The sequence below is a fragment of the Microbacterium sp. LMI13-1-1.1 genome (assembly GCF_040815625.1).
GTDB classification, from domain to species: domain Bacteria; phylum Actinomycetota; class Actinomycetes; order Actinomycetales; family Microbacteriaceae; genus Microbacterium; species Microbacterium forte.
In genome coordinates this window covers 171,769-197,675 of record NZ_JBFPNL010000007.1, presented here as the reverse complement: position 1 = coordinate 197,675, position 25,907 = coordinate 171,769, and the positions used below count along the sequence as shown (strand labels likewise).

Annotated in this window: 28 protein-coding genes; 20 read left to right on the top strand and 8 right to left on the bottom strand. The window is 68.5% G+C overall.

What is annotated here, in order from left to right; translation table 11 throughout:
- The first annotated feature begins 22 nt into the window (after positions 1-22).
- Genes MRBLMI13_RS17305 through MRBLMI13_RS17290 form a run of 4 tightly spaced genes read left to right on the top strand, consistent with a single transcriptional unit; the run spans position 23 to position 5,555 of the window.
- Complete coding sequence (locus MRBLMI13_RS17305; RefSeq protein WP_367824175.1) at positions 23-1,318, top strand: ABC transporter substrate-binding protein; 1,296 nt, start codon at positions 23-25, stop codon at positions 1,316-1,318.
- On the top strand, positions 1,299-2,324 hold the full coding sequence (locus MRBLMI13_RS17300) for a carbohydrate ABC transporter permease (protein WP_367824173.1): 1,026 nt from the start codon (positions 1,299-1,301) through the stop codon (positions 2,322-2,324). Before MRBLMI13_RS17305 ends, MRBLMI13_RS17300 begins: the two co-directional genes overlap by 20 nt.
- On the top strand, positions 2,321-3,202 hold the full coding sequence (locus tag MRBLMI13_RS17295) for a carbohydrate ABC transporter permease (protein WP_153302245.1): 882 nt from the start codon (positions 2,321-2,323) through the stop codon (positions 3,200-3,202). Before MRBLMI13_RS17300 ends, MRBLMI13_RS17295 begins: the two co-directional genes overlap by 4 nt.
- A 49-nt stretch (positions 3,203-3,251) precedes the next feature.
- Positions 3,252-5,555, top strand: coding sequence for a beta-glucosidase family protein (locus MRBLMI13_RS17290; protein ID WP_414686000.1), 2,304 nt, complete (start codon positions 3,252-3,254; stop codon positions 5,553-5,555).
- A 3-nt stretch (positions 5,556-5,558) separates the two neighbouring features.
- Here MRBLMI13_RS17290 and MRBLMI13_RS17285 read toward each other — a convergent pair whose 3' ends face one another.
- Positions 5,559-6,044, bottom strand: coding sequence for an FBP domain-containing protein (locus tag MRBLMI13_RS17285; RefSeq protein WP_367824171.1), 486 nt, complete (start codon positions 6,042-6,044; stop codon positions 5,559-5,561).
- Between the two features lie 313 nt (positions 6,045-6,357).
- Here MRBLMI13_RS17285 and MRBLMI13_RS17280 point away from each other — a divergent pair, with 313 nt between their 5' ends.
- From MRBLMI13_RS17280 to MRBLMI13_RS17270, 3 genes are all read left to right on the top strand, one after another.
- Entirely contained in the window at positions 6,358-6,705 is a 348-nt protein-coding gene (locus MRBLMI13_RS17280) for a hypothetical protein (protein ID WP_042540052.1), read from the top strand.
- A 209-nt stretch (positions 6,706-6,914) separates the two neighbouring features.
- Positions 6,915-7,199, top strand: a complete 285-nt coding sequence (locus MRBLMI13_RS17275; protein ID WP_231567502.1) for a hypothetical protein — start codon at positions 6,915-6,917, stop codon at positions 7,197-7,199.
- Between the two features lie 167 nt (positions 7,200-7,366).
- The gene (locus MRBLMI13_RS17270) at positions 7,367-7,573 is read left to right on the top strand and encodes a CsbD family protein (protein ID WP_079113471.1); all 207 of its coding nucleotides are present in this window, start codon (positions 7,367-7,369) and stop codon (positions 7,571-7,573) included.
- Between the two features lie 45 nt (positions 7,574-7,618).
- Here the strand turns inward: MRBLMI13_RS17270 and MRBLMI13_RS17265 are convergent, their stop codons facing one another.
- Positions 7,619-7,783 (bottom strand): hypothetical protein, encoded by a 165-nt coding sequence (locus MRBLMI13_RS17265; RefSeq protein ID WP_164481676.1) that lies wholly within the window; start codon positions 7,781-7,783, stop codon positions 7,619-7,621.
- Between the two features lie 123 nt (positions 7,784-7,906).
- Here MRBLMI13_RS17265 and MRBLMI13_RS17260 point away from each other — a divergent pair, with 123 nt between their 5' ends.
- From MRBLMI13_RS17260 to MRBLMI13_RS17230, 7 genes are all read left to right on the top strand, one after another.
- Positions 7,907-8,173, top strand: coding sequence for a DUF7218 family protein (locus MRBLMI13_RS17260; RefSeq protein ID WP_056374055.1), 267 nt, complete (start codon positions 7,907-7,909; stop codon positions 8,171-8,173).
- A gap of 11 nt (positions 8,174-8,184) precedes the next feature.
- On the top strand, positions 8,185-9,255 hold the full coding sequence (locus MRBLMI13_RS17255; protein WP_367824168.1) for a carboxylate-amine ligase: 1,071 nt from the start codon (positions 8,185-8,187) through the stop codon (positions 9,253-9,255).
- Between the two features lie 37 nt (positions 9,256-9,292).
- A complete protein-coding gene (locus MRBLMI13_RS17250; RefSeq protein WP_367824166.1) occupies positions 9,293-10,699 on the top strand; it encodes an MFS transporter in 1,407 nt (468 codons plus the stop codon).
- 61 nt (positions 10,700-10,760) lie between these two features.
- Positions 10,761-11,456 carry a DUF899 domain-containing protein gene (locus MRBLMI13_RS17245; protein ID WP_309691176.1) on the top strand — a complete coding sequence of 232 codons (696 nt, stop codon included), beginning with the start codon at positions 10,761-10,763 and terminating at the stop codon, positions 11,454-11,456.
- A complete protein-coding gene (locus MRBLMI13_RS17240; protein WP_367824163.1) occupies positions 11,381-12,268 on the top strand; it encodes an endo alpha-1,4 polygalactosaminidase in 888 nt (295 codons plus the stop codon). Before MRBLMI13_RS17245 ends, MRBLMI13_RS17240 begins: the two co-directional genes overlap by 76 nt.
- Positions 12,269-12,304: 36 nt before the next feature.
- On the top strand, positions 12,305-13,024 hold the full coding sequence (locus MRBLMI13_RS17235; RefSeq protein ID WP_367824161.1) for a hypothetical protein: 720 nt from the start codon (positions 12,305-12,307) through the stop codon (positions 13,022-13,024).
- Complete coding sequence (locus tag MRBLMI13_RS17230) at positions 13,021-13,578, top strand: hypothetical protein (protein ID WP_367824159.1); 558 nt, start codon at positions 13,021-13,023, stop codon at positions 13,576-13,578. The genes MRBLMI13_RS17235 and MRBLMI13_RS17230 overlap by 4 nt, the downstream gene beginning before the upstream one ends.
- A gap of 350 nt (positions 13,579-13,928) precedes the next feature.
- On the opposite strand, the gene MRBLMI13_RS17225 is transcribed toward MRBLMI13_RS17230, so the two are convergent.
- On the bottom strand, positions 13,929-15,212 hold the full coding sequence (locus MRBLMI13_RS17225) for a hypothetical protein (protein WP_367824158.1): 1,284 nt from the start codon (positions 15,210-15,212) through the stop codon (positions 13,929-13,931).
- 115 nt (positions 15,213-15,327) lie between these two features.
- On the opposite strand from MRBLMI13_RS17225, the gene MRBLMI13_RS17220 reads away from it, so the two are divergent.
- Together MRBLMI13_RS17220 and MRBLMI13_RS17215 are read left to right on the top strand one after the other, a co-directional pair.
- On the top strand, positions 15,328-15,816 hold the full coding sequence (locus MRBLMI13_RS17220; protein WP_367824156.1) for a hypothetical protein: 489 nt from the start codon (positions 15,328-15,330) through the stop codon (positions 15,814-15,816).
- The gene (locus MRBLMI13_RS17215) at positions 15,813-16,796 is read left to right on the top strand and encodes a cation transporter (RefSeq protein ID WP_367824154.1); all 984 of its coding nucleotides are present in this window, start codon (positions 15,813-15,815) and stop codon (positions 16,794-16,796) included. The genes MRBLMI13_RS17220 and MRBLMI13_RS17215 overlap by 4 nt, the downstream gene beginning before the upstream one ends.
- A gap of 6 nt (positions 16,797-16,802) precedes the next feature.
- Here the strand turns inward: MRBLMI13_RS17215 and MRBLMI13_RS17210 are convergent, their stop codons facing one another.
- A complete protein-coding gene (locus MRBLMI13_RS17210; protein WP_367824152.1) occupies positions 16,803-18,146 on the bottom strand; it encodes a cytochrome P450 in 1,344 nt (447 codons plus the stop codon).
- 158 nt (positions 18,147-18,304) lie between these two features.
- On the opposite strand from MRBLMI13_RS17210, the gene MRBLMI13_RS17205 reads away from it, so the two are divergent.
- Positions 18,305-18,742 carry an SRPBCC family protein gene (locus MRBLMI13_RS17205; protein ID WP_309691192.1) on the top strand — a complete coding sequence of 146 codons (438 nt, stop codon included), beginning with the start codon at positions 18,305-18,307 and terminating at the stop codon, positions 18,740-18,742.
- Between the two features lie 74 nt (positions 18,743-18,816).
- Here the strand turns inward: MRBLMI13_RS17205 and MRBLMI13_RS17200 are convergent, their stop codons facing one another.
- On the bottom strand, positions 18,817-20,001 hold the full coding sequence (locus MRBLMI13_RS17200) for a zinc-dependent alcohol dehydrogenase (RefSeq protein WP_367824149.1): 1,185 nt from the start codon (positions 19,999-20,001) through the stop codon (positions 18,817-18,819).
- A gap of 88 nt (positions 20,002-20,089) precedes the next feature.
- Positions 20,090-21,193 carry a fatty acid desaturase family protein gene (locus tag MRBLMI13_RS17195; protein ID WP_367824147.1) on the bottom strand — a complete coding sequence of 368 codons (1,104 nt, stop codon included), beginning with the start codon at positions 21,191-21,193 and terminating at the stop codon, positions 20,090-20,092.
- 281 nt (positions 21,194-21,474) lie between these two features.
- Between MRBLMI13_RS17195 and MRBLMI13_RS17190 the strand changes: the two genes are divergently transcribed.
- From MRBLMI13_RS17190 to MRBLMI13_RS17180, 3 genes are all read left to right on the top strand, one after another.
- Positions 21,475-22,425: a manganese catalase family protein gene (locus MRBLMI13_RS17190; RefSeq protein WP_042540031.1), complete on the top strand. Its 951-nt coding sequence runs from the start codon at positions 21,475-21,477 to the stop codon at positions 22,423-22,425.
- A 127-nt stretch (positions 22,426-22,552) separates the two neighbouring features.
- Positions 22,553-22,897 carry a hypothetical protein gene (locus MRBLMI13_RS17185; RefSeq protein WP_042540154.1) on the top strand — a complete coding sequence of 115 codons (345 nt, stop codon included), beginning with the start codon at positions 22,553-22,555 and terminating at the stop codon, positions 22,895-22,897.
- Between the two features lie 19 nt (positions 22,898-22,916).
- Positions 22,917-24,320, top strand: a complete 1,404-nt coding sequence (locus MRBLMI13_RS17180) for a threonine/serine ThrE exporter family protein (protein ID WP_042540029.1) — start codon at positions 22,917-22,919, stop codon at positions 24,318-24,320.
- A 20-nt stretch (positions 24,321-24,340) separates the two neighbouring features.
- On the opposite strand, the gene MRBLMI13_RS17175 is transcribed toward MRBLMI13_RS17180, so the two are convergent.
- Together MRBLMI13_RS17175 and MRBLMI13_RS17170 are read right to left on the bottom strand one after the other, a co-directional pair.
- Positions 24,341-24,685 carry a cupin domain-containing protein gene (locus MRBLMI13_RS17175; protein ID WP_309691203.1) on the bottom strand — a complete coding sequence of 115 codons (345 nt, stop codon included), beginning with the start codon at positions 24,683-24,685 and terminating at the stop codon, positions 24,341-24,343.
- 91 nt (positions 24,686-24,776) lie between these two features.
- A complete protein-coding gene (locus MRBLMI13_RS17170; RefSeq protein WP_367824144.1) occupies positions 24,777-25,865 on the bottom strand; it encodes an alkene reductase in 1,089 nt (362 codons plus the stop codon).
- Positions 25,866-25,907 lie beyond the last annotated feature (42 nt).

The following is a 25,907-nucleotide window of genomic DNA, read 5'->3' as shown; positions in this document are numbered from 1 at the left end:
ACTCGATGAGGAGAACGATCACATGAACAGCAGAAGGCTCCCCCTCGCCTCCGCGGTCGCAGCAATGGCCGTCGGAGCGCTCGCGCTCTCGGGCTGCACCGCAGACTCGTCCGGCACCGGCGACGGCGGCGACACCAGCATGACCCTCTGGCACAACTCCACGACAGGCCCCGGAGTGGAGTTCTGGGAGCAGACGGTCGCCGATTTCGAGAAGGACAACCCGGGCGTCACGATCGACATCCAGTCGATCCAGAACGAGGATCTCGACGGAAAGCTGCAGACCGCCCTCAACTCGGGAGACGCCCCCGACATCTTCCTGCAGCGCGGCGGCGGCAAGATGGCCGCGATGGTCAAGGCCGGCCAGCTGAAGGACCTCACCGACGCCATCTCGGGTCCTGCCGCCGACGAGATCCCCGACGCCTCATACTCGGCGAACAGCCTCGACGGCAAGATCTACGCCATGCCCGTCGCCGTGCTGCCCGGCGGCCTGTTCTACAGCCAGGACCTCTTCGATCAGGCCGGCATCACCGAGAACCCGACCACCCTCGACGAGCTCGAAGAGGCCACGGTCGCGCTCAAGGGCGCCGGCATCGACCCGATCGCGCTGGGCGCCAAGGATGCCTGGCCCGCCGCGCACTGGTACTACTGGCTCGCACTGCGCGAGTGCAGCTCGGACACGCTCGCCAAGGCCGCAGACGAGATGGACTTCAGCGACGAGTGCTGGGTGCGTGCGGGTGAGGACCTGCAGTCGTTCGCCGAGACCGAGCCCTTCAACTCGGGCTTCCTGACGACTCCGGCACAGCAGGGCGCCGGCAGCTCCGCCGGCCTCATCGCGAACCACCAGGCCGCCATGGAGCTCATGGGCGCGTGGAACCCCGGAGTCATCGGCTCGCTCACCCCTGACCAGAAGCCGCTGGCCGACCTCAGCTGGTTCCCGTTCCCCGAGGTCGAGGGCGGAGACGGCGAGCCCGGTTCGATGATGGGCGGCGTCGACGGCTACTCGTGCTCGGTCGATGCGCCGGACGCCTGCGTGGACTTCTTGAACTACATCGGCACGTCAGCCGTGCAGACGGCGTACTACAAGGCCTTCAACGCACCGCCGGTCAACACCGTCGCTCAGGAGGCCGTCACCGAGCCCTACCTGCAGACGATCCTCGAGGCCTACAACGCGGCTCCGTATGCGACGCAGTGGCTCGACACGGTCTACGGCCAGAACGTGGGCAATGCGCTGAACGTCGCGGTGGTCGACCTGCTCGCGGGCAACAGCAGCGCGGAGGACCTGGTCAAGGCTGTGCAGGATGCCGCAGCGAAAGCGTGACACGCGTGCCCGGCTGGAAGTGATGCTTCTGGCCGGGCCCGCCCTGCTCGTCTTCCTCGCCTTCGTCATCTTCCCGGTGCTGATGGCGGCGTACTACGGGTTCTTCAGCTGGCAGGGCTACGGCCCGCCCACCGATTTCGTCGGGTTGAAGAACTACCTCACGATCCTTCAGGATCCCCTCTTCCACGACGCGCTCGCGCACAACGGCTTCATCCTGGTGTTCTCCCTCGTGCTCCAGGGTCCGGTCGCCATCATGCTGGCGCTGCTGCTGAACCGCAAGATGCGAGGTCAGTCGCTGATCCGCGTGCTGATCTTCGTGCCCTACGTGATCTCCGAGGTCGTCGTGGGCACGGGGTGGAGCCTGATGCTGCAGACCAACGGCGCGCTCAACGCGATGCTGACCAACATGGGTCTGGGTTTCCTGGCGACCGACTGGCTGTCGGACCCCGGGATCGCGATCTGGACGCTGATGGCGATCATCACCTGGAAGTACGTCGGCTTCGCGGTCATCCTGTTCCTCGCCGGCCTGCAGGGCATTCCCGAGGAGCTGAACGAAGCCGCGGCCATCGACGGCGCGTCCTACTGGCAGATCCAGTGGCGGATCACGCTGCCGCTGCTCGCACCCACTCTGCGCATCTGGGCGTTCCTGTCGATCATCGGCTCGCTGCAGCTGTTCGACCTCGTCTACATCATCTGGGGGCAGTACATCGCCTCCACCGCCGGCACCTCGACGATGGCGACCTACATGGTCTCCGAAGGACGCAACGCCGGCAACTACGGCTACGGCAACGCGGTCGCGGTCGTGCTCTTCCTCATCTCGCTCGTGGTCGCTCTCATCTATCAGCGTGCCGTGCTGCGCAAGGACACCGACGGCGCCCTCACCGGTGCCTCCGGCCGGAAGAAGAGCACCCGATCCCGTGCGCGGCAGGACGCCGCGCCGCAGGAGGCCGACGCAGACGCCCACGCGGCTGCCGACGCCACCACACAGAAGGAGTCCGTCCGATGACCGCCACCTCGGTGCTCGTCACCCAGCGCAAGGCCCGCACGGGTCGCGTCGCGAAGCCGCGGCTGCCATGGGCCAACCCCGCCGTGTACTTCGTCGCGCTGATCGCGGTCGGTCTGATGCTGGCGCCCATCGCCTACATCATCACCGGCGGGTTCCGCACGAACGCGCAGATCACGACCGATCCGTCGGGGTTCCCGCAGCCGTGGGTGGTGTCGAACTACCTCGACGTGCTCACCGGCAGCGTGTTCTGGCGGCTCGTGGGCAACTCGACGATCGTCGCGCTCGCCACCACCGTCGGCACGGTGGCCCTGGGTCTCATGGCGGCGTACGTCCTCGCGAGATACCGGTTCGCCGGCCGCGGGGTGCTCTACGCGTTCTTCGCCGCCGGGCTGATGTTCCCCCTGACCGTGGCGATCACCCCGCTGTACATCGTGGTGCGCAGTCTCGGGCTCATGAACTCGCTCGGCGGAGTGATCCTGCCCCAGATCGCGTTCGCGCTGCCGACGACGATCATCATCCTCGTGCCGTTCCTGCGCGCCATCCCCGACGAGATCCAGGAGGCCGCGTTCATCGACGGATGCAGTCGTATCGGGTTCTTCTGGCGGATGGTGCTGCCGCTCTCACTCCCCGGGGTCATCACCACGGGCATCCTGGCGTTCATCGGCAGCTGGAACGGCTACCTGCTGCCGCTGTTCATCCTCAATGACGATGCGGCGTTCACGCTGCCCCTCGGCGTGCAGTCGTTCGCATCCCAATACTCCGTGGACACCGCGAAGGTGCTCGCGTTCACCTCGCTGTCGATGATCCCGGCGCTGATCTTCTTCAGCCTGTTCGAGCGGCGCATCGTGGGAGGGCTGACCGGTGCAGTCAAGGGCTGATGCGGTCGCCGTCGCGACACCCCACGTCGACGAGAACGAGAAAGAGAACATGATGTTGCAGCCCGCAGGCTCCGCGCCGCACTCCGCCCGCGTCGAGGCGCTCCTTGCCCGCATGACTCTGGAAGAGAAGCAGGCGCAGCTCGTCGGCTTCTGGGTCGACCAGGGCGTCGAGGTAGTCGCCCCGATGTCGGGCGAGAAGAAGAGCTCGACGCGCTACGAGGATGCCTCCACACACGGCATCGGCCACCTCACGCGCGTGTACGGCACCCGCCCCGTCGACCCCGTCGAGCGGGCCGCCTGGCTGTGGACCGAGCAGCGCCGACTGCAGCAGCAGACGCGACTGGGCATTCCGGCGCTCGTGCACGAGGAATGCCTGACGGGCCTCGCCGCGTGGAAGGCGGCGACCTTCCCGACGCCGCTGGCGTGGGGCGCGGCCTTCGACCCCGAGCTGGTCGAGGAGGTCGGTCGGGCCATCGGCTCGTCGATGCGGTGCCTCGGCATCCATCAGGGTCTGGCTCCGGTGCTCGATGTGATCCGCGACCCCCGCTGGGGTCGGGTCGACGAGTGCATCGCCGAAGACCCCCTGGTCGTCGGCCGGGTGGGCACCGCCTATGTCCGCGGCCTGCAGTCCGAGGGCGTGCACGCGACCCTCAAGCACTTCATCGGATACTCCGCCTCGAAGGCCGGACGCAACCATGCCCCCGTGAGCGCAGGCCTGCGCGAGATCGAGGACGTGCTGCTCCCGCCGTTCGAGATGGCGATCCACGAGGGCGGTGCCCGCAGCGTCATGAACTCCTACGTCGACATCGACGGGGTGCCCGTCACGGCCGACGCGCGCTATCTCACCGGCATCCTGCGCGACCGCTGGGGATTCGACGGAGTGGTCGTGTCGGACTATTTCGCCGTCGATTTCCTGCACAGCATGCACCGCGCGGCCGCCGACTCGGCTGATGCCGCCCGGCTCGCACTCACCGCGGGAATCGACGTCGAGCTGCCCTCGCCCGACGCCTTCGTCACCCTCGCCGAGCAGGTGCGTGACGGCCGGCTCTCACCGGAGATCCTCGACAGGGCGGTGGGCCGGGTGCTCGCGCAGAAGGAGGAGCTCGGGCTGCTGGATGCCGACTTCGACACTCCTCCGACCGCCATCGATCTCGATCCGGCCGAGCACCGCGCGCTCGCACGGCGCCTCGCCGAAGAGTCGGTCGTGCTGCTGAGCAACGACGGCGCACTCCCCCTCGCCCCGACGACGACCTCGCGGATCGCTGTGATCGGTCCCAACGCCGACAGCGCCGAGGCGCTGATGGGCTGCTACTCGTTCGTCAACCACGTGCTCGCCCATCACCCCGACACCCCCGCGGGCATCGATCTGCCGACGGTCACCGCATCACTGCGCCACGAGTTCCCTGCAGCCGAGATCACCTCGACGATCGGGTGCGAGGTCGACGGCTCCGACCGCTCCGGCATCCCCGCCGCGGTCGAAGCCGCCGCTGCGGCCGATGTCGCGATCGTCGTCGTGGGCGACCGCGCCGGCCTCTTCGGACGAGGCACGGTCGGCGAAGGCAACGACGTCGACGACCTCGAACTCCCCGGCGTCCAGCGAGAGCTGGTCGAGGCTGTCGTCGCGACCGGCACTCCGGTGATCCTGATCGCGATGACCGGGCGTCCCTACGTGCTCGACTGGGCGCTGCCGGCTCGCGCAGGTGCCGCAGGGACCATGACCGGGCTCGGAGCGGTCGACCCGTCGGCCTCCGCGAACGCAGTGTCTGCGGGGATCCCCGCAGCGGTGCTGCAGACGTTCTTCCCCGGCGAGGAGGGCGGTCCCGCTCTCGCGCGACTGCTGAGCGGGCGCGTCGCGCCGTCCGGGCGTCTGCCGGTGTCGCTGCCGCGGTCGGCCGGGGCACAGCCGTACTCGTATCTGCACCCCGTGCTCGGCGGACGCACGGATGTCACGAGTGCCGATTCGACTCCGGTGCGGCCCTTCGGCTTCGGCCTGAGCTACACGACCTTCGCGCACGACGCACTCACGGTTCCCGAGTCGGTCGCCGCGGGCGAGACCTTCCGGGCGACGGTGCGGGTGCGCAACACCGGCGCGGTCGCGGCGACGGATGTCGTGCAGCTGTATGCGCACGACGAGGTCGGGAGCGTGACCCGCCCGCTCGCCCAGCTGCTGGACTTCAGGCGGGTCGCGCTCGCGCCCGGCGTCGACGCGCTCGTCGAGTTCGACGTGCCGATCGACCGGCTCGCCTTCACGGGGCTCGACGGCGTCAAGCGGGTCGAGCCCGGCGCCATCCGCCTCTGGGTCGGGGGCGCCTGCGACGACGAGGAGACGGTGGCACGACTCGAGATCGTGTGAGGATCAGCTCCGCACGGCCGCGATGAACGCGCTCACGTGCTCCTGCAGCTTGAGGATGCGCAGCTCGCGCGCAAGCTCGCGGTCATAGCCGTCGTAGGCCAGCGGCGGCAGCACCCGCACGTTCTTCGAGCATCCGAACTCGGTGCACACGAGGGTGCCGATGGTGTCTCCCTTGCGCCCCGCGGGTCCGGCCTTGCGGGCTGCATAGAGCTGCACGTCGTTGCGGAGGGTCACGTCTTCGCACCATGAGCACTGCGCACGCGCGATCACGCGCTGCTCGGCTCGCTGGAGGATCACCCCGGTGACGACGTCGTCGACCCACGCGACGACATACGAGCGGCGGGGCAGCCTGGGGTCGACCCATCCCAGGTAGTCGAGCCTGTCGAAGTCGAGGTCGGGGAAGCCGGCGGGCAGCGTGAGGTCGGAGACCTCTTTGCGGGAGGCGTTGATGAAGGAGGCGCGCAGGGTGCGCTCGTCGATGGGACGCATGAGAAGAGTGCTTTCGTGTGGGCCGCAGACAGCGGCGGAAGAAGGAACAGGAGCGGTCATCCGAGTGGATGCCGGGTACGACGCGGCTCCGAAGACGGGGTGTTCCGCCTCCGGCCGATCGTCAGCCTCTGTCCGTGGCGCTGAACGCGCCCACGGCTCCCATCTGCGCTCGATCCGGGATCCGGAGAGCACTCTTCGACAACAGCACCCGGCGAGTCTACGCCCGTTTGTTTCACAGCGTGTCGGCCCGGGTTCCGTCTCTCGCGCGACCGACCTACTCTTGCCGGAACGTCCGCTCACGAAGGAGACCACCGTGTCCACGCCGCTGAACCACCTTTCGCCCCTCTCGGTGCGTGAGCGTTCTGCGTGCATGTGCCGTCACGGCTTCGCCTGCTCCTCCTTCGAGGCGGGCCACGCGCTGCACCTGATTCAGGCGCGCATCGCGTCGGCGACGCCGAGCGAGTGGGCGGACGCGATCGTCGAGCACGCCGACGCGACCACGGGCGAGCTCACCGTGCGCACGCTCGACGACGCCACGCACACGCTGTGGAACGCGTCGGGTGCTGCGCTCGAGGCACCCGCGGGCACGCCGATCGCGCTGCACGTGCGCTACGGCGTGCTGGCCGTCGGCCGCGCGCAGTTCAACGTCGCGCTCGGCTGAGCGCGTGTCGTCTCGGGCGGCCTAGCCGTCCTCGCTCGATGACAGGGGATGCGGCTCAGGCGGTCGCCATCATCATGTCCTTGACGGCCATGCACGCGTCCATGCAGTCCTTGCACGCCTGAGCGCACATCTTGCAGACCTCGCTGTGATCGGCGTGCTGCATGCACTCGTCCATGCACGTCTGGCACATCGCGATGCAGGCGTCGAGCATGGCCATCATCGACGCGGGGGTTATGCCCTGCATCCGCATCATCGACCGCATCATGGTGTTGCACATGTCGGCGCAGTTCATGCAGGCGGGCGAGCAGTCCATCATCTGCGTCGAGCACACCGTGCACGCCTGCTCGCACGCCGAACACGCGTCCATGCAGGCCTGCAAGACGGACATGTCCATCGTCGCCATGTCGGGCATCGACATCATGTTCGAGCGCATGGCGCCCATCATCATCGAGTCCATTTTCTACCGCTTCCTTCGTCGGCCGCAGCCGAGGTGAGAGCGGGCAGGACCACCCGCCTGGGGCCAGGTTAGTCGTGTGCGGCATCCACGTCGATGCCTGGCGGACGCTGTCACGAGTGCTCGTCGTTGTCAATCCCGTGTGCAGGATTCTCGTCCCGTGGGACGGTGGACGGACATTGATCGACTGATGAAAGGAAGAGCCCCATGAGTGGAGCAGACGACATCAAGAACGCAGCGGAGAAGGCCGGCGGAAAGATCAAGGAGGGCGTCGGAAAGGCGACCGACAACGAGAAGCTCGAAGCCGAGGGCCGCGGCGATCAGGCGAAGGCCTCCGCCAAGCAGGCCGGCGAGAACGTGAAGGACGCCGCCAAGAACGTCGGCGACAACCTGCGCGACAGCTCCAGGGACTGATCCCGAACGGAGTGAGGCCCGCCGGAGCGGGCCTCACTGCGCGGATCAGCGGGTGCGGTTGCCGGAGATCGCTCGGATCAACCAGGCGATGACCGCGATGGCCAGCAGCACCAGGCCGACCCACAGGAGGAACTGCAGGGACTGCACGAGCCCGCCGGTGATCGCCAGGATGATGGCGACGACGATGATGATGATCAGCAGGATGTTCATCGGTCTTCCCTTCTCGGGGCGCGGGGGAGGCGCCCATCTACGGTCTCCCAACCTAGACCGCCTCATCCCATGCCCCGAGGGCCTTGACTCGGGCCTTCCCGCCGTGCGAGAGGAGCACACGACATGCCAGGACGCAGGAACAACTCGCTGAAGGATCCGGAGCTCTACGAAGAGCTCCGCGACGACGGCGCCTCGAAGGAGAAGGCCGCCCGCATCTCGAACGCCGCCGCCCGCGACGGCCGAAGCGCTGTCGGGCGCCGAGGCGGCGAACACGGCGACTACGAGGACTGGACCGTCGACGAACTGCGCGCCCGCGCCAAGGAGATCGGCCTCACCGGTTACAGCCGTCAGCGCAAGGCCGAGCTCATCTCGGCGCTGCGCGACCACTAGGGCTCGCGTATATGGCCCGGTTCGGCGTCGAGGAGGAGTTCGTCCTGCTCGATGAGCAGACACTCGTACCCGCGGCCATGAGCCCAGCCACCCGCGAGCGCATCCCCGAGGACGCTGCTGCGGGCCTCACCCCCGAATACCTCACCTGTCAGCTCGAGTCGGCGACATCGCCCGCGACCACCAGGGCGGATGCCGAGGCGCAGCTGCGACGCACGCGCAGCCTGATCGGCACGTACGCCGCCGATCAGGGTGCGGTCTTCGCCTCCATCGGCACCCCGTTCATCTCACCGAAGCGCCTGACGGTGGTCTCTTCGCCCCACTACGACGCGGTGGACGCGCAGCTCGTCGAGATCACCCGCGAGCACGAGGTGAACGGGCTGCACGTCCATGTCGAGGTGGTGGACGACGAAGAGCGCGTCCGCGTGCTCAATCGTGTGCGACCGTGGCTTCCCGTTCTGCTGGCTCTCACCGGCAACGCGCCATTCGCGCACGGCAGGGATTCGGGGTTCGCCAGCTGGCGCAGCATCCTGATCCGACGATTGCCGTCGTCGTGGAGCCCGCCGCACTTCCGCGATCTCGCCGACTACCGTGCACACGTCGAGCAACTCGTCGCGATGACAGCGATCGCGGATGCCGGCTCGCTGTCATGGGCCATCCGCCTGTCCGAGCGCTTCCCCACCGTCGAGGTGAGGGTGTTCGACGCGCAACTGACGGTCGACGACACGCTGCTCGCCGTGGCCCTCACGCGCGCTCTGATGGTGAGCGACGCGATCGATGATGCACCCGAGATCGGCGTCGACGCGATCGATGCCTCCCTGTGGACGGCAGCGAGATTCGGAACCGAGGCGCGCCTCGTCGACCCGGCGAGCGGCGGGATCGCGTCGTTCTGGGACGTCGCGCGAGATCTGCTCGACAGACTGCGCCCCGCACTCGCTCGACTGGGCGACGAGGACTTCGTCACCGAGGGCATCGCTCGCATCCGCACCGACGGCACGGGTGCCGAGCGACAGCGACGGGCCTATACCGAGCACGGCACAGCGGGTCTGCGCGACCTGTATCGCGCGAGCACGACTGGCATCTGACCGCCCCTGATGTCCCCGGCGGCAGTAGTGTCAGCGTGTGGCATCCTCTCGCTTCGCGCCCCTGCAGCGGCTCGTGATCTCCATCGCCGTCCTCGCATCCTTCGTGACCTTCCTCGACGGCACCGTCGTGACGGTCGCGCTGCCTGCGATCAGCGATGAACTCGGCGGCGGCATCACCACGCAGCAGTGGGTGGTCGACGCGTACCTCATCACCCTCAGCGCGCTGATCCTGCTCGCGGGATCGCTGTCGGACGCCTACGGTCGGGTGCTCGTGATGCGCATCGGCCTCATCGCCTTCGGCCTGGCATCCGTCGCGGTCGCCGCCGCCCCCGATCCCCTCATCCTGATCATCGCGCGAGCCGCGCAGGGAGCGGCCGGCGCTCTGCTCGTGCCGAGCTCGCTCGCGCTGATCACGGCGACCATGCGCGCCGACGTGCAGTCACGGGCGATCGGCGTGTGGACCGCATTCACCACTGCCGCGCAGCTCGTCGGCCCGCTGCTCGGTGGACTCTTCGTCGACTTCCTGTCGTGGCGATTCGTGTTCCTCATCAACGTCGTGCCGATCGCCGTCACCCTCGTGCTGCTCTCCCGGCTGAAGCTGAAGGAGCACCCGAGCGGGGTGAGCGTCGACTGGCTCAGCGGAGCCCTGTGCGCGATCGGCCTCGGCGCGGTCGTGTTCGCGCTGATCGAGCAGCCGAACCTCGGCTGGCAGTCCCCCGCCATCTGGCTGCCCGGCCTGATCGGAGCTGCGCTCTTCGCCTGGTTCCTGGTGCGGCAGCAGAGGTCGGCCTCTCCCCTCATGCCGCTCTCGCTGTTCCGGGTGCGCGATTTCGCCTGGGGCAACCTCGCCACTCTCTTCGTCTACGCCGCTCTGTCGCTGAACGGCTTCGTCGTGGGCGTCTACCTGCAGCAGGGCGCCGGTCTCAGCGCCACCGCCGCCGGCCTTGCGAGCCTGCCGATGACCATCCTGATGATCCTGATCAGCTCGCGCGCAGGCTCATGGGCCGGGCGCTTCGGTCCACGGATCTTCATGACGGTCGGTCCGCTCGTCATGGCCGTCGGCGCCCTCATGCTGCTCGTCGTCAGCGAGGACTTCGACTACTGGTGGCAGGTGCTGCCCGCCATGATCGTGCTGGGTCTCGGGCTCTCGCTCACCGTGGCGCCGCTCACCTCGGCGATCCTCGGCGCGATCGACGAGTCGCGCTCGGGCATCGCCTCCGCGGTGAACAACGCGGTCTCGCGCGTCGCCGGACTGCTCGTCGTCGCCATGCTGTCGACCATCATCGGCGGCACGCTCGACCTCGCGGGCTTCCACAACGCGGCCTGGGTCACGGCCGCGCTGCTCGTGCTCGGCGGCGTCGTGTCGTGGATCGGCATCCGACGCAATCCGGCCGAAGAGGTCGATGCACCCGCGGTCGACGGTGCCCCTTCGCCGATCGGTTGACGATGTCGGTGGGCGAGCGCACACTGGGGGCACTGTCTTCCCGAGCATCCGGAGGTCCACCGTGAGCACGACCCAGACGCCCCTTCCGCCCGTCGTCGACGCCGACACGTGGCGACGCGAGCTCGACGCACTGCGCGTACGTGAGAAGGCGGCGACGCGAGAGCTCGATGCGATCGCGGCCCAGCGACGGCGGCTGCCGATGGTCGAGCTGCCCGACTACACGCTCGTCGGGGCCGACGGTCCTGTCTCGCTGTCGGAGATCTTCGGCGAGCATCGACAGCTCATCGTCTACAACCACATGTGGACCGATGGCAACGAGTGGCAGTGCCCAGGGTGTACCGGCTTCACCTCGCAGTTCACGCGGCTCGACTTCCTCGAGCGGTACTACGACGCCCGCTTCGTGATCGTGACGAACGGGCCGATCGATGAGGCACTGGCCTACCGCGACCGGGTGGGCAATCGCATGACGTGGTTCTCGAGCGCCGACAGCACGTTCGGCGCCGACATGGATGCCGGTCCGAACGAGGGCTTCGGCGTGAACGTCTTCCTGCGCGACGGCGACACCGTGTATCGCACCTGGCACACGAACGGACGAGGCACCGAGCGCATGAGTCAGCTGCAGGGGCTCGTGGACCTGCTCCCCTACGGCCGCCAGGAGGAGTGGGAGGACTCCCCGGCCGGATGGCCCCAGCACGGCACGTACGATCAAGGGATGGGTTCGAAAGAGATCGCCGCTCTGTACGGGGCCGGCAGCTGAGGCGCGCGACGGTCGCGGTCACCGCCGTCGCCGCGCTGGTCCTCGCCCTCTCGGGCTGCGTCACGACCATCTCCGACCCGCCTGCGCCTTTCCTGCCTCCTCCAGCGGGAGCAACACCCGACTACCAGCTCGGCGGCGCCTATGCACCCGCCGACGGTGTCGGCATCGTGGGTCGGGACCGCTCGGATGACCCCGCCGAGGGGCTGTACTCGATCTGCTACGTGAACGGTTTCCAGACCCAGCCGGGCGAGCTCGACACCTGGCCCGACGACCTCGTGCTGCAGAGCGGCGGCGCGCCCGTTTTCGACCCCGACTGGCCGGACGAGGCTCTGCTCGACACCTCGACCGACGACCGCCGCGAGCGCATCGCCGAGATCGTCGGTCCGTGGATCGAGGAGTGCGCCGAATCGGGATTCGAGGCGGTGGAGTTCGACAACCTCGACTCGTACACCCGCTCTGACGGCGCGCTCACCCTCGATGACAACCTCGCCCTCGCGGCGCTGCTCGTCGACGTCGCACATGACTCCGGGCTCGCGGCCGGGCAGAAGAACGCCGCCGAGGATGCGCCCCTGCTGCGCGAGCGCGCCGGGTTCGACTTCGCCGTGGTCGAGGAGTGCTCCGTCTATCAGGAGTGCGGAGCCTTCACGGATGTCTACGGCGACGCCGTGATCGACATCGAGTACTCCGATGAGCTGCCGCGGTCGTTCGCCGAGATGTGCGCCGACGACGAGGCGCCGGGGTCGATGGTGCTGCGGGATCGCGACCTCGTCACGCCGGGGCACGAGGAGTACGTGTTCGAGACGTGCTCCTGATCGCCGCCGGGCGAACCCCCTGAGTAGGCTGACCTCGTGAGCAAGACGGGGGATCACGACGGCGCGTCGCGATCAGCCGCGCCATTCGCCGCGCCTGCTGCCGCGCGTGCCGGAACCGTCGTTCGGGCGGCACTCGCGCGCTGGGCGCACGCCGTCGCAGAGCTCCCCCGCTGGATCTGGGTGGCGGCTGCCGCCCTGGTCGCCCTGGCCATCGTCGTCGCGGCGATGGGCGGGCTCGCCCGGGCAGAGGCGTCGCCGGCCATGCTCGGCCCCGATGACGAGGCGCGCACCTCGATGTATGCGATCACCGTGCTCGGCGCCGAGTTCGCCACCGAGATCGAATCGGAGTACCTCGAGGCGGAGCCGGGCGAGAAGTTCCTCGTGATGAGCACCCGGATGGAGAACCTCTCGGATTCACCGATCGGGGTCGGCACCACCGCCGACCGAGTGAGCACGGGGTTCGTCAACACCGAGAATCCGCTCCTCGCACTGAAGGGCGTCACCGCGACCGACTCGGTCGACGTATGGCGGGCGGACGGCTCATCGGGGCAGGTGGTCCTGCAGCCGGGCGTCCCCAGCCAGGTGACCTTCGCCTGGACGATTCCCGAGGATGCGTTCCCCGACGGTGCCGTGTCGCTCGACGTGTACGAGGTGGAGACGCGCCGCGGACAGGTCGTCCTCTCGTCGCGAGCCGTCAGCTGGCGCCCCGCCGCACCCAGCTCGCGCATCTCCATGACCGCGCAGGAGGCACCGTGAGGCGCGCGACGCCCTGGCTGCTCGGTGCCGCCCTGGTGATCGCCGCCGGTGCCGTGACCGCCGTGACCCCCACCGACGAGGACGTCATCGGCCCCACCGAGGTGCGCGGATCTTTCGGCGAACCCGTCGAGTCGCGCACACTGATCGCGGCGGCGACCGATGCGACCTTCGCCGACGAGGTCGCGGTGCCGGGTGCCGACTGGAGCGCGGAGGGCAACTGGCTCGTCGTGACGGTCATCGCCTCGGCCGCGCACACAGAAGTCGACGCTGCGATGAATCTGGCGACGCTGGCCGTCGGCGACCGCGTGTTCCAGGCGAGCGAGCGACCGGATGCGTCGTTGATGTCGACCCCGCTGCGGCTAGGTATCGACACCGTCGGCACCCTGGCCTTCGAGCTGCCGCCCGATGTCACGTCCGGACGCGCCGAGCTGCGTCTCACCTCGTCGTATCTCACCGCCGAGCTCGACGACCTGATCACGATCCCGCTCGACCTCGATGATCTGCCCCGCACTCCGAGCGTCGAGCTCGACGACCCCGAGTTGAGCACGCCGTGACATGGTGGAGGAGGCAGCGCCTGTCACTGATCGCGCTGGCGATCGCCGCCGTGGCCATGCTCGGTGCCACCGTGTGGCTTGACATCGTGCCCAGCATCCGGCCGACCGATCGCGTGATCGAGGCCGAGTCGACGGTCGATATCGCGGGGCAGACGCTCACGCTCGGCCCGACCGAGTGGGGTGAGTTCGAGACGCCCGAGGACACACGCGTGCTCAGCATCCGACTGGCGTCGAGCGGCGGGTCGGATGCCGCACTCTGCGGGCAGGCCGCACTCACCGAGATCGACAGGGATCGGACCTGGCTCAGCTCTCGGAAGAACCTCGTCGTACCCTCCGACGAAGGCGAGAACTCATGCCTTCCCGAATCGGCGTCGTACCGCATCCTGCTGACGTTCCTGCTGCCCGACGACGCCGAGGGTCCCTTCCTGCTCGACATCGAGGGGAGCGACGACGACCTCGCTCGCTTCCGCATCGACCCCTGAGGGGCGGGTGTCGAGGCCAGAGCGCGGGCGGCCGATGACGCTGTCGTACGCCGTCGCGACGATCGCCACCCTCAGCGGTTCGGCCACTGCCGCGATCGCGACGGTGATGAGGGGGAAGACCCCGGCCCAGAACCACCGTTCATGGCCGCCGATGAGCAGCAGCACGCCGCGGGTTCCCGCCTGCTCGGCGAACGCCCACAGCGCATAGGCCAGCGCGTAGGCGCCGAAGAGCAGCGGTCCGCCGCGCCAGATCACCGTGACGGCCGCCCAGAGACCCTCGAGCCGCATCACCAGGGTGCGCGCGATGCTCATCGCCGCACCGCGGGCCGCTCCCCCACCGAACCGCGAGAACGCCGGGGTCGAGTCGAAGGTCGTGCCGAAGATCACGCCGGCCACCGTGAGCCAGGCAGCGGGGACGATGAGTGCGGCGACCAGGATCCCGACGAGCCAGGTCGTTCCCTCCCAGACCGCGGCGATGGGCTCGAGGTTCACGGCGAACCAGTCGCCGAATCCTCGCAGCCAGCCGACCGCCTGGCGCTCGGCGAACCAGTCGAGGACGCTCGTCCACCATCGCGCGACGAGCGTGAAGAGCATGAATGTCCACAGCACCTCGGCATAGGTGGCGAGGATGATCGTCCAGCGCGGCAGCCTGGCGGCGAACCGGGTCAAAAGCAGTCGCGCGACCAGGGCGATCACGAGCACCGTCACCGGCAGCACACCGATCGAGATCAGTCCACCGCGGTCGCCGATCTGCGAGAATCCCTCCCCGGACTGGGGCAGCGCCACGGCGAGCGCGATCTGGAAGAACTCGATCTGGTCGGCGTCGAGCAGACCCCACGCGGTGTAGAACGCGAAGAACGGCAGGATCGCCGCGAGCGTGGCCGAGCCGAACTCGCGGATGCCACCCGCATCCTCCCGGCGGCTGTGCGGCAGCGACGGCCGCACCGTGAGATACATCGCGACGTACGAGACGAGACGAGCGGCGACCGCCAGCGGCAGCAGCAGCAGGCCCCCCAGCGTGGTGTGGCCGCCGACGAATCCGGCGAACTCGATGAGCACGCGGTGCAGAGCCTCGCCCCCGAGATACCAGGCCATGAGCGCAGGCCAGTGCCGCGCGATGATGCGCCCGAACGTCCGGAGGGCCTGTGACATGTGCCCTACCGTACCGGCGGCCGCGCGCGACGAGCCACCCGGCCGCCGCATACTCCCCACTGACGCGAGCGTCAACCGCATTCTGCGCCGTCGGCGCGAGGTGCACCATGTCGTCGTGAACGCATCGATGTGGTCTCCCCGTAGCGCGGTCTTCTCGACGGCCGTGCTCCTGCTCGCGATCGGCCTGTCGGGCTGCGGCCTGACGATCCCCGCCGACCCCGACGGCACGCTGTCGTCCGTGACCGGCTCGGAGCTGCGGGTCGGCGTCACGTCGGAGCCCGGGCTCGTCGACGTCGAACGCGCCACTCCGACCGGCAGCCTCCCCGACCTCGTGAGCGGGTTCGCCGACAGCATCGACGCCGAGATCGACTGGACGGACGGGTCGGAGGAGACCCTGGTCGGGATGCTCGAGCGCGGCGACCTCGACCTCGTGATCGGCGGCTTCACGGCGAGCACCCCGTGGATCGACAAAGCTGGTGTGACTCGCGCGTATCCCGGCATCGACGGAGCCGAAGGCCGCCAGATCGTGATGCTCGTGCCACTGGGCGAGAACGCGTTCCTGAGCGAGCTCGAGCGGTACCTCGACGAGGAGGTGGGCTCGTGACGACGCCGACGAGGATCGGACGGACGGAGCTCCCCGACGAGCAGCGAGACGCCCTGCGGCGCGCCATCCGATGGGAGTGGTTCACGATCGCCTACACCTCGGTCACGATCGCCGTGATCGCGCTCGTGGTCGGCAACTCGCAGGCGATGCGCACCGCGTGGATCGAGGACATGCTGTCGCTGATCCCCCAGTTCGCATTCCTCATCGCGCTGCTGTTCGTGCGGCGCCGTCCGACCGTGAAGCACCCCTATGGGCTGCATCGGGTGATGGGCATCGGCCACCTCGTGGCGGGGGTCGCCCTGCTGGCAGTGGGACTCAACCTGGCGATCGAAGCAGTCAGCGGACTCATCGCCGGTGAGCATCCGACCATCGGCACCGTGCAGCTCTTCGGACAGACGATCTGGCTCGGCTGGCTCATGGTCGCCGTCATGGCCGTGGTCATCGTCGGGCCGGTGTTCTTCTACGGCCCCGCCAAGTCGAAGCTCGCGCCCGTGCTGCACAACAAGCTGCTCTACGCCGACGCCGACATGGCGAAGGCCGACTGGCAGACCACGGTCGCCTCGATCGTCGGCGTGCTCGGTGTCGGCATGGGTGTGTGGTGGCTCGACGGCGCGGCGGCTCTGGTCATCTCGCTCGGCATCATCTGGGACGGATGGCGCAACACGAAGACCGCGGTGATCGACCTCATGGACCAGCGCGCGAGGACCTACGACAGCAAGCATCCGCATCCGCTCGCCGGTGATGTGCTCGCGACCATGCGCTCACGACCCTGGGTGAAAGAGGCGGGAGTCCGGATGCGCGACCAGGGCCAGGTCTTCCACATCGAGGCCTTCGTGGTCCCTCACAAGAGCAAGGTGTCGCTGCGGCAGACGAGCGACCTGTCGGAGCGCATCGCGGACCTCGACTGGAAGGTGCAGGAGATCGTCATCGTGCCGAGCGACCGCATCCCGGACGGAGCGGACACCTCCGGCCGGGAATGACGGTCTCTACCGGTGGAAGGGGCACCCGCCCGACGCGGGTGCCGACACCGAGCGGACCTTGCCCCCGGAGCGGGGCTTCGTGGGCAGCCGTCGGCGGTTGACGTCGAGCCCGTCGTCGAGGATTCGCAGACCGAGGTCGCTGAGCACCGTGACCGCTGCGGCGAGGCCCGCGATCGCGAGCTTCTCGCCGGGGCATCGATGTCCGGTCGCGACGTCGGCCCCGCCATGCGGGATGAACGCGGCGAGCGCCTCGTAGTCTGCGCCGACATCGCGGAAACGCTCCGGGTCGAACCGCTCGGGACGCGCCCAGAAGCGGTCGTCGGTGTTGGTGCCGAGGATGTCGAGCACGACGCGGCCACCGGCATCCACTTTCTGCCCGTCGAGCTCGACGTCGGCGATCGCCCACCCGGGGAGCATCGGCACGAACGGGGACGTCCGTCTGATCTCCTGCGCGAACATGATCGACAGCGGTCCACCGACCAGGGCGCCCCGTTCGGCGGCCTCGGCGGCGATGCGCTCACGCCACTCGGGGTGCTCGTTCAGCGCCTTGGCGGCGAACGCGACGAAGCGCGCGACGGCGATCATCGGACGGATGCTGTTCTGCAGCTCGACCCCCGCGATGCGCGCGGGCAGCAACTCGCCATCGTGATCGCGGTGGTGCGCCCACTGCTCGAGCGCTGTTCCCGGCTCGGCGCTGAGCGCACCGTGCCGCACTGCTTCGATGAGCCGCGCGGAGTGGCGGTCGGACCACCAGCGGTTGGCCAGAGCGGCGAGGTACTCCGGTGAGTACGGCGAGCCGAAGCCGTCGACGATCTGGGCGAGCCGGGCCGCCCACCGTGTCTTCGCTGCGGGCGTGCCGGGCACACCGGCCCACCCCATGATCGCTCGGCCCAGCGCACCGACCGCCGCGTCGTAGGCGCTGCGGGTGCCGCCGTCGAGCCAGGCCCGACGTTCGCTCTGCCACTCGCGCTCGAGCCATGGCGTCAGCCGCTCGACCTGCTCGTCTTCATAGGCGACGTCGATGAACGTCGCCTTGCGGTGCTTGTGCGCGTCACCGTCGAGGCTGTGCACGGAGCCGTGGCCGAACAGGCTCTCCTGCACGAGGGCCGGCATCGCCCCGGAGCGCGCGATGCGGGTCTCGTCGTAGAACAGCTCGACGCCCTCGACGCCGCGCACGAACACGGTGTCGTCACCGAGCAGACGCATCGGCGCCGACCTCGCACCAGGTCGCACCCTGCGCCAGATCCGTGGACCGAAGCCGTAACCGCGGGTGAGCAGGGCGGGTGCGTCGTCGTGCGCGAGAGCGCCGAGTCTGCGAGCGGCGCGAACGGGAAGATCGATGAGTGCCATGACCCGACGTTCGCAGAGACGCGTGCGCTGTTCCAGGGGGAGGCGCCGATGCGGGGTCTGTGGTACGGCCGGTCGGCGCCGCACGCGGCCCGTCAACCCCCTCGGTGGATCGACGCGGAGGCAGGAGCATGAAGGCAACCGTCACAGAAGGAGCCGACATGGCCAAGAACGTGCGCACGATGAACTGCCGCCCCGATGACGTGTTCCGGGTGCTGGCCGACGCCTGGCTCTACCCGGCGTGGGTCGTCGGCGCGTCGCGCATGCGCGACGTCGATGACACCTGGCCGCAGCCCGGCGCCGAACTGCACCACTCGGTGGGCGTCTGGCCCGCCCTGCTCGACGACACGACGGTGGTCGAAGAATGGGATCCCCCGCACCGGATGGTCATGCGTGCAAAGGGGTGGCCGATCGGCGAGGCCCGCGTCACGCTGCGAGTGCGTTCGCACGGCGACGGATCTCTCGTCCGCATCGACGAAGAGCCGGTGCGTGGCCCCGCCACCCTCGTGCCGAGCGTGCTGACCGCTCCTCTGCTGCGCTGGCGCAATTCCGAGACCCTGCACCGGCTGGGATACCTCGCCGAGGGAAAGGCCGGCTGAGTCCGGAGCCCGAGCGGGGCTGACCGGCACGTGAGCCGGCTGCGCAGTACGGGCTGCACAGCCGGCGGTCACCGTCAGACGGTGGAGGGCTGGAGCACGACCTTGATGCAGCCGTCGTCCTTGCGCTGGAAGGTCTCGTAGAGCGCCGGGGCATCCTCGAGAGGAGCGGTGTGGGTCGTGAGATCCATCACGCCCAGCGGGTCACTGAGATCCTCGACCAGCGGCATCAGGTCGTCGATCCAGCGTTTGACGTTGCACTGGCCCATGCGGATGCTGACCTGCTTGTCGAACAGCGTCTTCATGGGCATGATGTCGGCATCTCCCGCATACACGCCGCTGAGCGACACCGTTCCACCGCGGCGCACGACGTCGATCGAAGCGTAGAGGGCTGCGAGGCGATCGATGCCTGCCTTGTCGAAGACCTGCCTGGCTGCAGGGTCAGGCAGCAGGCCGACGGCGCGCTGCACGAGCTTGATGCCCGGGTTGCCGTGCGCCTCCATGCCGACGGCGTCGACGACGGCATCCGCCCCTCGCCCCTCTGTGAGGTCGCGCAGCTCTGCGACGACATCGTCTGTCAGGTCGAAGACCTCCGCACCGTGTCGAGCGGCCATCTCGCGTCGCTCGGCGACAGGGTCCACCGCGAGCACCCGATAGCCGCGATGCGCGCCCACCCGGGCGACGAACTGGCCGACCGGCCCGAGCCCCATCACGGCGAGCGTTCCGCCCTCCGGCACGTTCGCGTATTCGACGCCCTGCCAGGCGGTCGGCAGGATGTCGCTGAGGAAGAGGTAGCGCTCGTCCGGCAGGTCGGAGGCGACCTTGATGTGGTTGTAGTCGGCCAACGGAACCCGGAGGTACTCGGCCTGACCCCCGGGGACCTGCCCGTACAGCTTCGTGTAGCCGAACAGCGAGGCGCCGCTTCCGTACTCCTTCACCTGCGTCGTCTCGCACTGCGACTGCAGGCCCCGCAGACAGAAGAAGCAGTGACCGCACGAGATGTTGAACGGCACCACGACGCGATCGCCGACGGCCAGATCGCGCACGGCGCTGCCCACCTCGACCACCACGCCCATCGGCTCGTGGCCGAGGATGTCGCCCTTGTCGAGGAACGGGCCGAGCAATTCGTACAGGTGCAGATCAGAGCCGCAGATCGCCGAAGAGGTGATCCGGACGATCGCATCCGTCGCATGCTCGATGACCGGGTCGGGCACCTCCTCGACCGTCACGTTGCGCGTGCCCTGCCAGGTGAGTGCCTTCATGGTGTCCTCCTCGTCGAATGCAGACTCCTACCCTCTGCCCCGCGAACCCGATGCGACAGAGGGTTGACACCTCGCCGTTCGTGGTCGGTCAGCGGGATGCGGCGACCAGATGGTCGCGCTGATCGGCGAGCGGGCAGGAGAACACGTCGCGCTCCCCGAGTCCGACCCTGTTGATGTAGCGCACGACGATCGCGTAAGACGCGAACAGCCCGACCTGGGTGTACTTCACCTCGTGCGCATCGCAGTAGGCAGCGACGAGCGGCGCCGCCTTGCGCAGGTGCGGCCTCGGCATCGACGGGAACAGGTGGTGCTCGACCTGGTAGTTCAGGCCGCCCATCACGACGTCGATCACGCGACTCCCCCGCACGTTGCGGCTCATCAGCACCTGCCTCCGGAGGAAGTCCAGGGTCAGGTCTTTCGGAACCACCGGCATGCCCTTGTGGTTCGGCGCGAATGCGATCCCCATGTAGAACCCGAACAGGCCCAGCTGCACCGCGAGGAACACGAACGCGATGCCGGGCGACAGCACGATGAACACCAGCGTCACGAATCCGATCATCCGGATGCTGAGGAAGGCGATCTCGGCCCATCGCCGTTCGAGTCGACCCCGGGTGACGACTCGTCGCACGCTGGATGCGTGCAGCGACAGCCCCTCGAGGAGCAGGATCGGGAAGAACAGCAGCCCCTGGTGCGCCTGCAACCAGGTGACCGCCGCGCTGTGCCGCCGCGCGGCCGTCTCAGGGGTGACGGCGATGACCGGCAGCTCGATGTCGGGGTCGGCCCCGAGCTTGTTCGGGTTCGCATGATGGCGCGTGTGCTTGTGCTGCCACCAGCCGTAGCTCATGCCCACGAGCAGGTCGCCCAGGATGATGCTGGTCCAGGCGTTCCACCGCCCCGACACGAAGATCTGCCGGTGCGCCGCGTCGTGGCCGAGAAAGGCGATCTGCGTGAAGACGATCGCGAGCACGGCCGCAGTGAACAGCTGCCACCAGGTGTCGCCGATCCAGACGAAGGCGGCGAGGCCGACCGCGACGACGAGTGGAGACGCGATGAGCTTGGTCCAGTAGTAGCCGTATCGGCGCCGCAGCAGTCCTCGTTCGCGTATCTGCTGCGCGAGCCCGGTGAAGGCGCTCGTTCCGCCGCGCGCGGTGTCACGTGGGCGAGTGCGGATGGTCCGGCCGGTGGCGTCCATGACGACCTCTTCTCCGAAGTCATCCGCTGTCGATACGAACAGCTCCGCTACGGCCCACTGTGATGTCCTGCGGGCTCTGATGCCGAAGGTACGCCGGTCGCGTCCGCGCACAGCGGGCCTTGACAATTCCCCGGTGCGGGTGTGGGGCCGGCCGCGCTCCGACGGCACGCTCCGTCGGCACGCATAGTACGTCCATCCCATCGCCACGTCGAGGGAGGGTGTCGATCCGTCGCAGAGGCGCACAGTGGCCTCACACCCAGCAACGACCGACGGAGGCCGACATGTATTTCCACGTTCAGGAGTTCATCAACGAGATCGCTCAGGACGAGCCGGATCCCGCCGCGGCGAACGCACTGCAGGAGGGCCTCGGCGGACAGTTCGGCGAGATGCGCACGATGATGCAGTACCTGTTCCAGAGCATCAACTTCAGAGGCCCCGACGGCAAGCCGTACAAGGATCTGATCCAGGGCATCGGCACCGAGGAGATCAGCCACGTCGAGCTCATCGGCACGACGATCTCACGCCTGCTCGACGGATCGCCGCAGTATCAGGGAAAGCCGACCGACCCGGTCGACAAGCCCGGTGCCGGCGGTGCGACGCCCCTGAACATCGCCCTCGACACGAGCAACATCCACCACTACCTGGTCGGAGCTCAGGGCGCCCTTCCGGTCGACGCGGTCGGCAACCCGTGGTCGGGCAGCTACGTCTACAACTCGGGCAACCTCGTGCTCGATCTGCTCTACAACCTGATGCTCGAGTCGACCGGCCGCCTGCAGAAGTGCCGACTGTACGAGATGACCGACAACAAGACCGCCCGCAGCACCATCTCGTACCTGATCGTCCGCGACCAGGCGCATGAGAACGCGTATGCCAAGGCGCTCGAGACCCTCGGCGTCAACTGGCGCACGTCGCTGCCCATTCCCAAGACCAACGCCGAGCAGTTCCCCGAGGTCAAGAAGCTGCTCGATCTCGGTCTGCAGAGCAAGAACTACTCGTTCGATCTCACCGCGCAGTCCGAAGCGGGCAAGATCTTCCAGGGCGCCTCGCCGTCGAACGACGGCACCACCCTGGACGCCAGCGAGCAGGCGCCCGTCGGCGTGCCGATGACGATCTCTCCCGAGCGGCTCGAGGAGTTCTCGCCGGGTGCCGACAAGGAGCTGCGTGCGCTGATCGAGGCGACCGCCGCGATGGAGATGGCCGACATCGACGCCACCTTCGGTCGCATGTCCTGAAAGACGATGTGCGGGCCGGCGGTTGCACAGCCGCCGGCCCTCGATATATGGGATGCTGGTATCGCCCCCGGTGATCATCCGATCGCGTCTCATGACATGGGTTCCGTGGCGCAGTGAGGAGATCATGATGGGAAAGCTCGTCTACGAAGGCAGCGTCAAGGCCGACATCGAAGACCGCGCCCTCACGCACCTGCAGCTCGTCATCACGGCCAAGCTGCGTCGAGGGGAGCCCTTCAGCTTCACCTGGCGCGAGGACATGAGCGTCGGCGGCGGCCGCACGACCGTCTGGGTGCACGCAGGCAGCTCGCTCGTCTTCAAGTACAGCGGAAGCCGTCAGCCCTCGATCAACCGCGCCTGGATCGAAGCCCTCGCGTTCACGGCCAGCGCGCCGAGCGGTCTCTACCTCGTGCCCGAGCCCGCAGAGGGCAGCGCACCGCCGGCAGAGCGTCTCGACGTTCCCGCGCACGCCTGACGAAGGGGAGAATGGGGAGGTGTCCCCGAACCCCCCGCGGCGACTGCTCGCCTCCGTGCAGCGCATCCTGCACACCGATCCCTCCGCCGTCGCCCACACCGAGGCGATGCCCGTCATCGACGAACGCACCGTGCCGCGGGTCTTGGATCTCGCCACCCGCATCGGCGAATCGATGTTCGGTGTCGGCGCCTCCGCTCACGAGGTGACGCTGGCCATCACCCGCGTCTGCGCCGCGTACGGCATGCGAGACGTGCAGGTCGATGTGACCTACAACTCGATCACGGTGTCGTTCCACCTGAGCGGCGAGGTCTGGCCCGAGACGCTCGTGCGCGTCGTGCGGGTGGCGGCGCCCGACCACGCCAAGCTGCAGCGTGTGCAGGCCCTGGTCGCCGACATCGACGACGGCCTCGATCTCGAATCGGCGCGCACCGCCTACCGCGTGCTGCGCCGCGTGCCGTTCCGCTACCAGCAGCCTGTCGTCATCGTGGCCAGGGCGCTGCTGGCCGTCGGCGTCAGCATCATGCTCGGCGCCTCGGCGCTCATCGTCGGGCTCACCTTCGTCGCGGCGCTGTGCGCGGCACTGACCCAGGCGGGTCTCGCCCGCGCCAGGGTCCCCCTGTTCTTCAGCCAGATCGCCGGAGGCTTCGTCACCACGGTGGTCGCGGTCGCCGTCTCGGCGCTGGGCTCTGCGGGCATCGAGCCGTTCGTCGGCATCCGCCCCTCGATCATCGTGGCCTCGGGAATCGTGCTCATGCTCGCCGGCCTCACCGTCGTCGGTGCCGCGCAGGACGCGATCGACGGGTTCGCGCTCACCGCGGGCGGGCGCATCCTCGACCTGACCATGCAGACGCTCGGCGTCGTGATCGGCATCCTCGTCGGCCTGGAAGTGGGCAGCGTGCTCGGCTTCACGATGGGCCTGCCAGACGACCCGGCCCCGTTCGGTCCGCTGCTGAATCAGTTCCTCGGGGCGATCATCATCGCGATCGCCGTCGCCGTCTTCAACGGCGCCGGCATCCGCATCATCCTCGTCAGCGCGCTGCTCAGCGCCGTGACCATCGCCGGATACTCCGCCATGGTCGGAGTGAACCTGCACCCGGCGGCGGCGAGCGCGATCGGCGCACTGCTCGCCAGCTTCATCGGGATGCTGATCGCCGTGAAGCTGCATGTGCCGTCGGTCGCGGTGACGACGGCGGCCATCGTGCCGCTCGTTCCCGGTGTCGCGGTGTTCCAGGGGCTGCTCGAGATGATTCACTCGGCCGGGTCGGCATCGGGCGTGGTGGGCATCGGAGGGTCGCTGGTCGACGCCGTGGTCATCGGCATCGCATTGGCCTCGGGGGCTTCGCTCGGTCTGTATCTGGGCACGCCGGTGCGCGCCACCCTCACCAGCGTCGCGAAGACGCGGGCGCGGGTCGTACGGCGCTGAGCCGCCGCGAGTCGGCCGTGTCAGACTCGGGGTCCGAGCGTCCCCGCGTCAGCCTCTCCCGCCGCGTCCCCTTTCAGCTCGACGAGGATCGTGTGCGTCGGCGTCGTTCCCGTGTTCTCGCCCGAGTGGCGCTGGGCCGGGATCCACACCGCCTGGCCCGCGGTCAGCGAGGTGTCGAAGGTGCGCTCCCCGGCTGAGAGCCGACGCGAGAAGTCACTCAGGGTGACCATGACGCTGTTCGGGTGGTCGTGCGGAGTCGTCTGATCACCTGGCTCATCGGTGTACTCGAGCACGCGGACGAACTCGTTCTCCCAGAGCGTCCGGTAGTGATCAGGATTCGTCAGAGTGGGATCGTCGGTGATCATGCGGTCACTGTACGCTCCGCGATCCCACTCCGACAGGGGCATTTCGAGCAGCCTGCGCCGCCTGCAACCGCTCAGCCCCTGGACCTGACGATCAGGCGTCGGCGCCCACGGACTCCAGCGACGGGTAGTCGGTGTAGCCCTCGGCCGTGCGGCCGTAGAACAGCGCGGGACGAGGCTCGTTCAGCTCGGCATCCTCACGCCAGCGCTCGACGAGGTCGGGGTTCGCGATCACGGGTCGGCCGGCGGCCACGGCATCCGCCCATCCCTCTGAGACGAGCATCTCTGCCTCGTCGCGGGTCGTGGGAGAACCGAAGCCGGAGTTGATGATGAGGGGCGCTCCGAGAGTGCGGCGGATGCGCTGCACCAGCTCGCTCGTCGGGGCGGCGTTCAGGATGTCGACGAAGGCGAGACCGAGCGGTGCGAGGCCCTCGGCGACGGCGAGGTAGGTGGCGAGCGCGTCGTCGTCATCCTCTTCGAGGACGCCCTGGATGTTGTGCTGCGGCGACAGACGGATGCCGGTGCGATCGGCTCCGACGGCCTCGGCGACCGCACGGGTGACCTCGATGGCGAAGCGGGCGCGGTTCTCGGGTGATCCGCCGTACTGGTCGTCGCGGATGTTCGACACCGGCGAGAGGAACTCCTGCACGAGGTAGCCGTTGGCTCCGTGCACCTCGACGCCGTCGAAGCCCGCGGCGATCGCGTTGCGCGCGGCCTGCACGAACTGCTCGACGACCATCGGGATCTCGTCGAGGGTCAGGGCGTGGGCGACAGGCATGTCGACCTTGCCCTCAGGCGTGTGGGTCTGGCCGGGAGCGGCGAGTGCGCTCGGGGCGACGACGCGCGGCTCACCCGAGATCGCAGGATGCGAGACGCGCCCGCCGTGCATCAGCTGCATGACGACGGTGCCGCCCGCTTCGTGCACGGCGTCGGCGACGGGCCGCCAGCCGGCGATCTGCTCGGTCGTGACGATGCCGGGCTGTCCGGAGTACGACTTGCCCTCGGCGGCCGGCCACGTCCCCTCCGAGATGATGAGGCCCTGACCCGCCCGCTGGCGGTAGTACTCGACCATCGTCTCGGTCGGCACGCCGTCGTCATCTGCACGCGTGCGGGTGAGAGGCGCCATGACGACGCGGTTGGACAACTGGAGGGCGCCGAAGACGGCCGGTTCGAAGAGAGTCACGCTCAGGGGTAAGGCGCGCGAGGGGTGCGATATTCCCCCGCC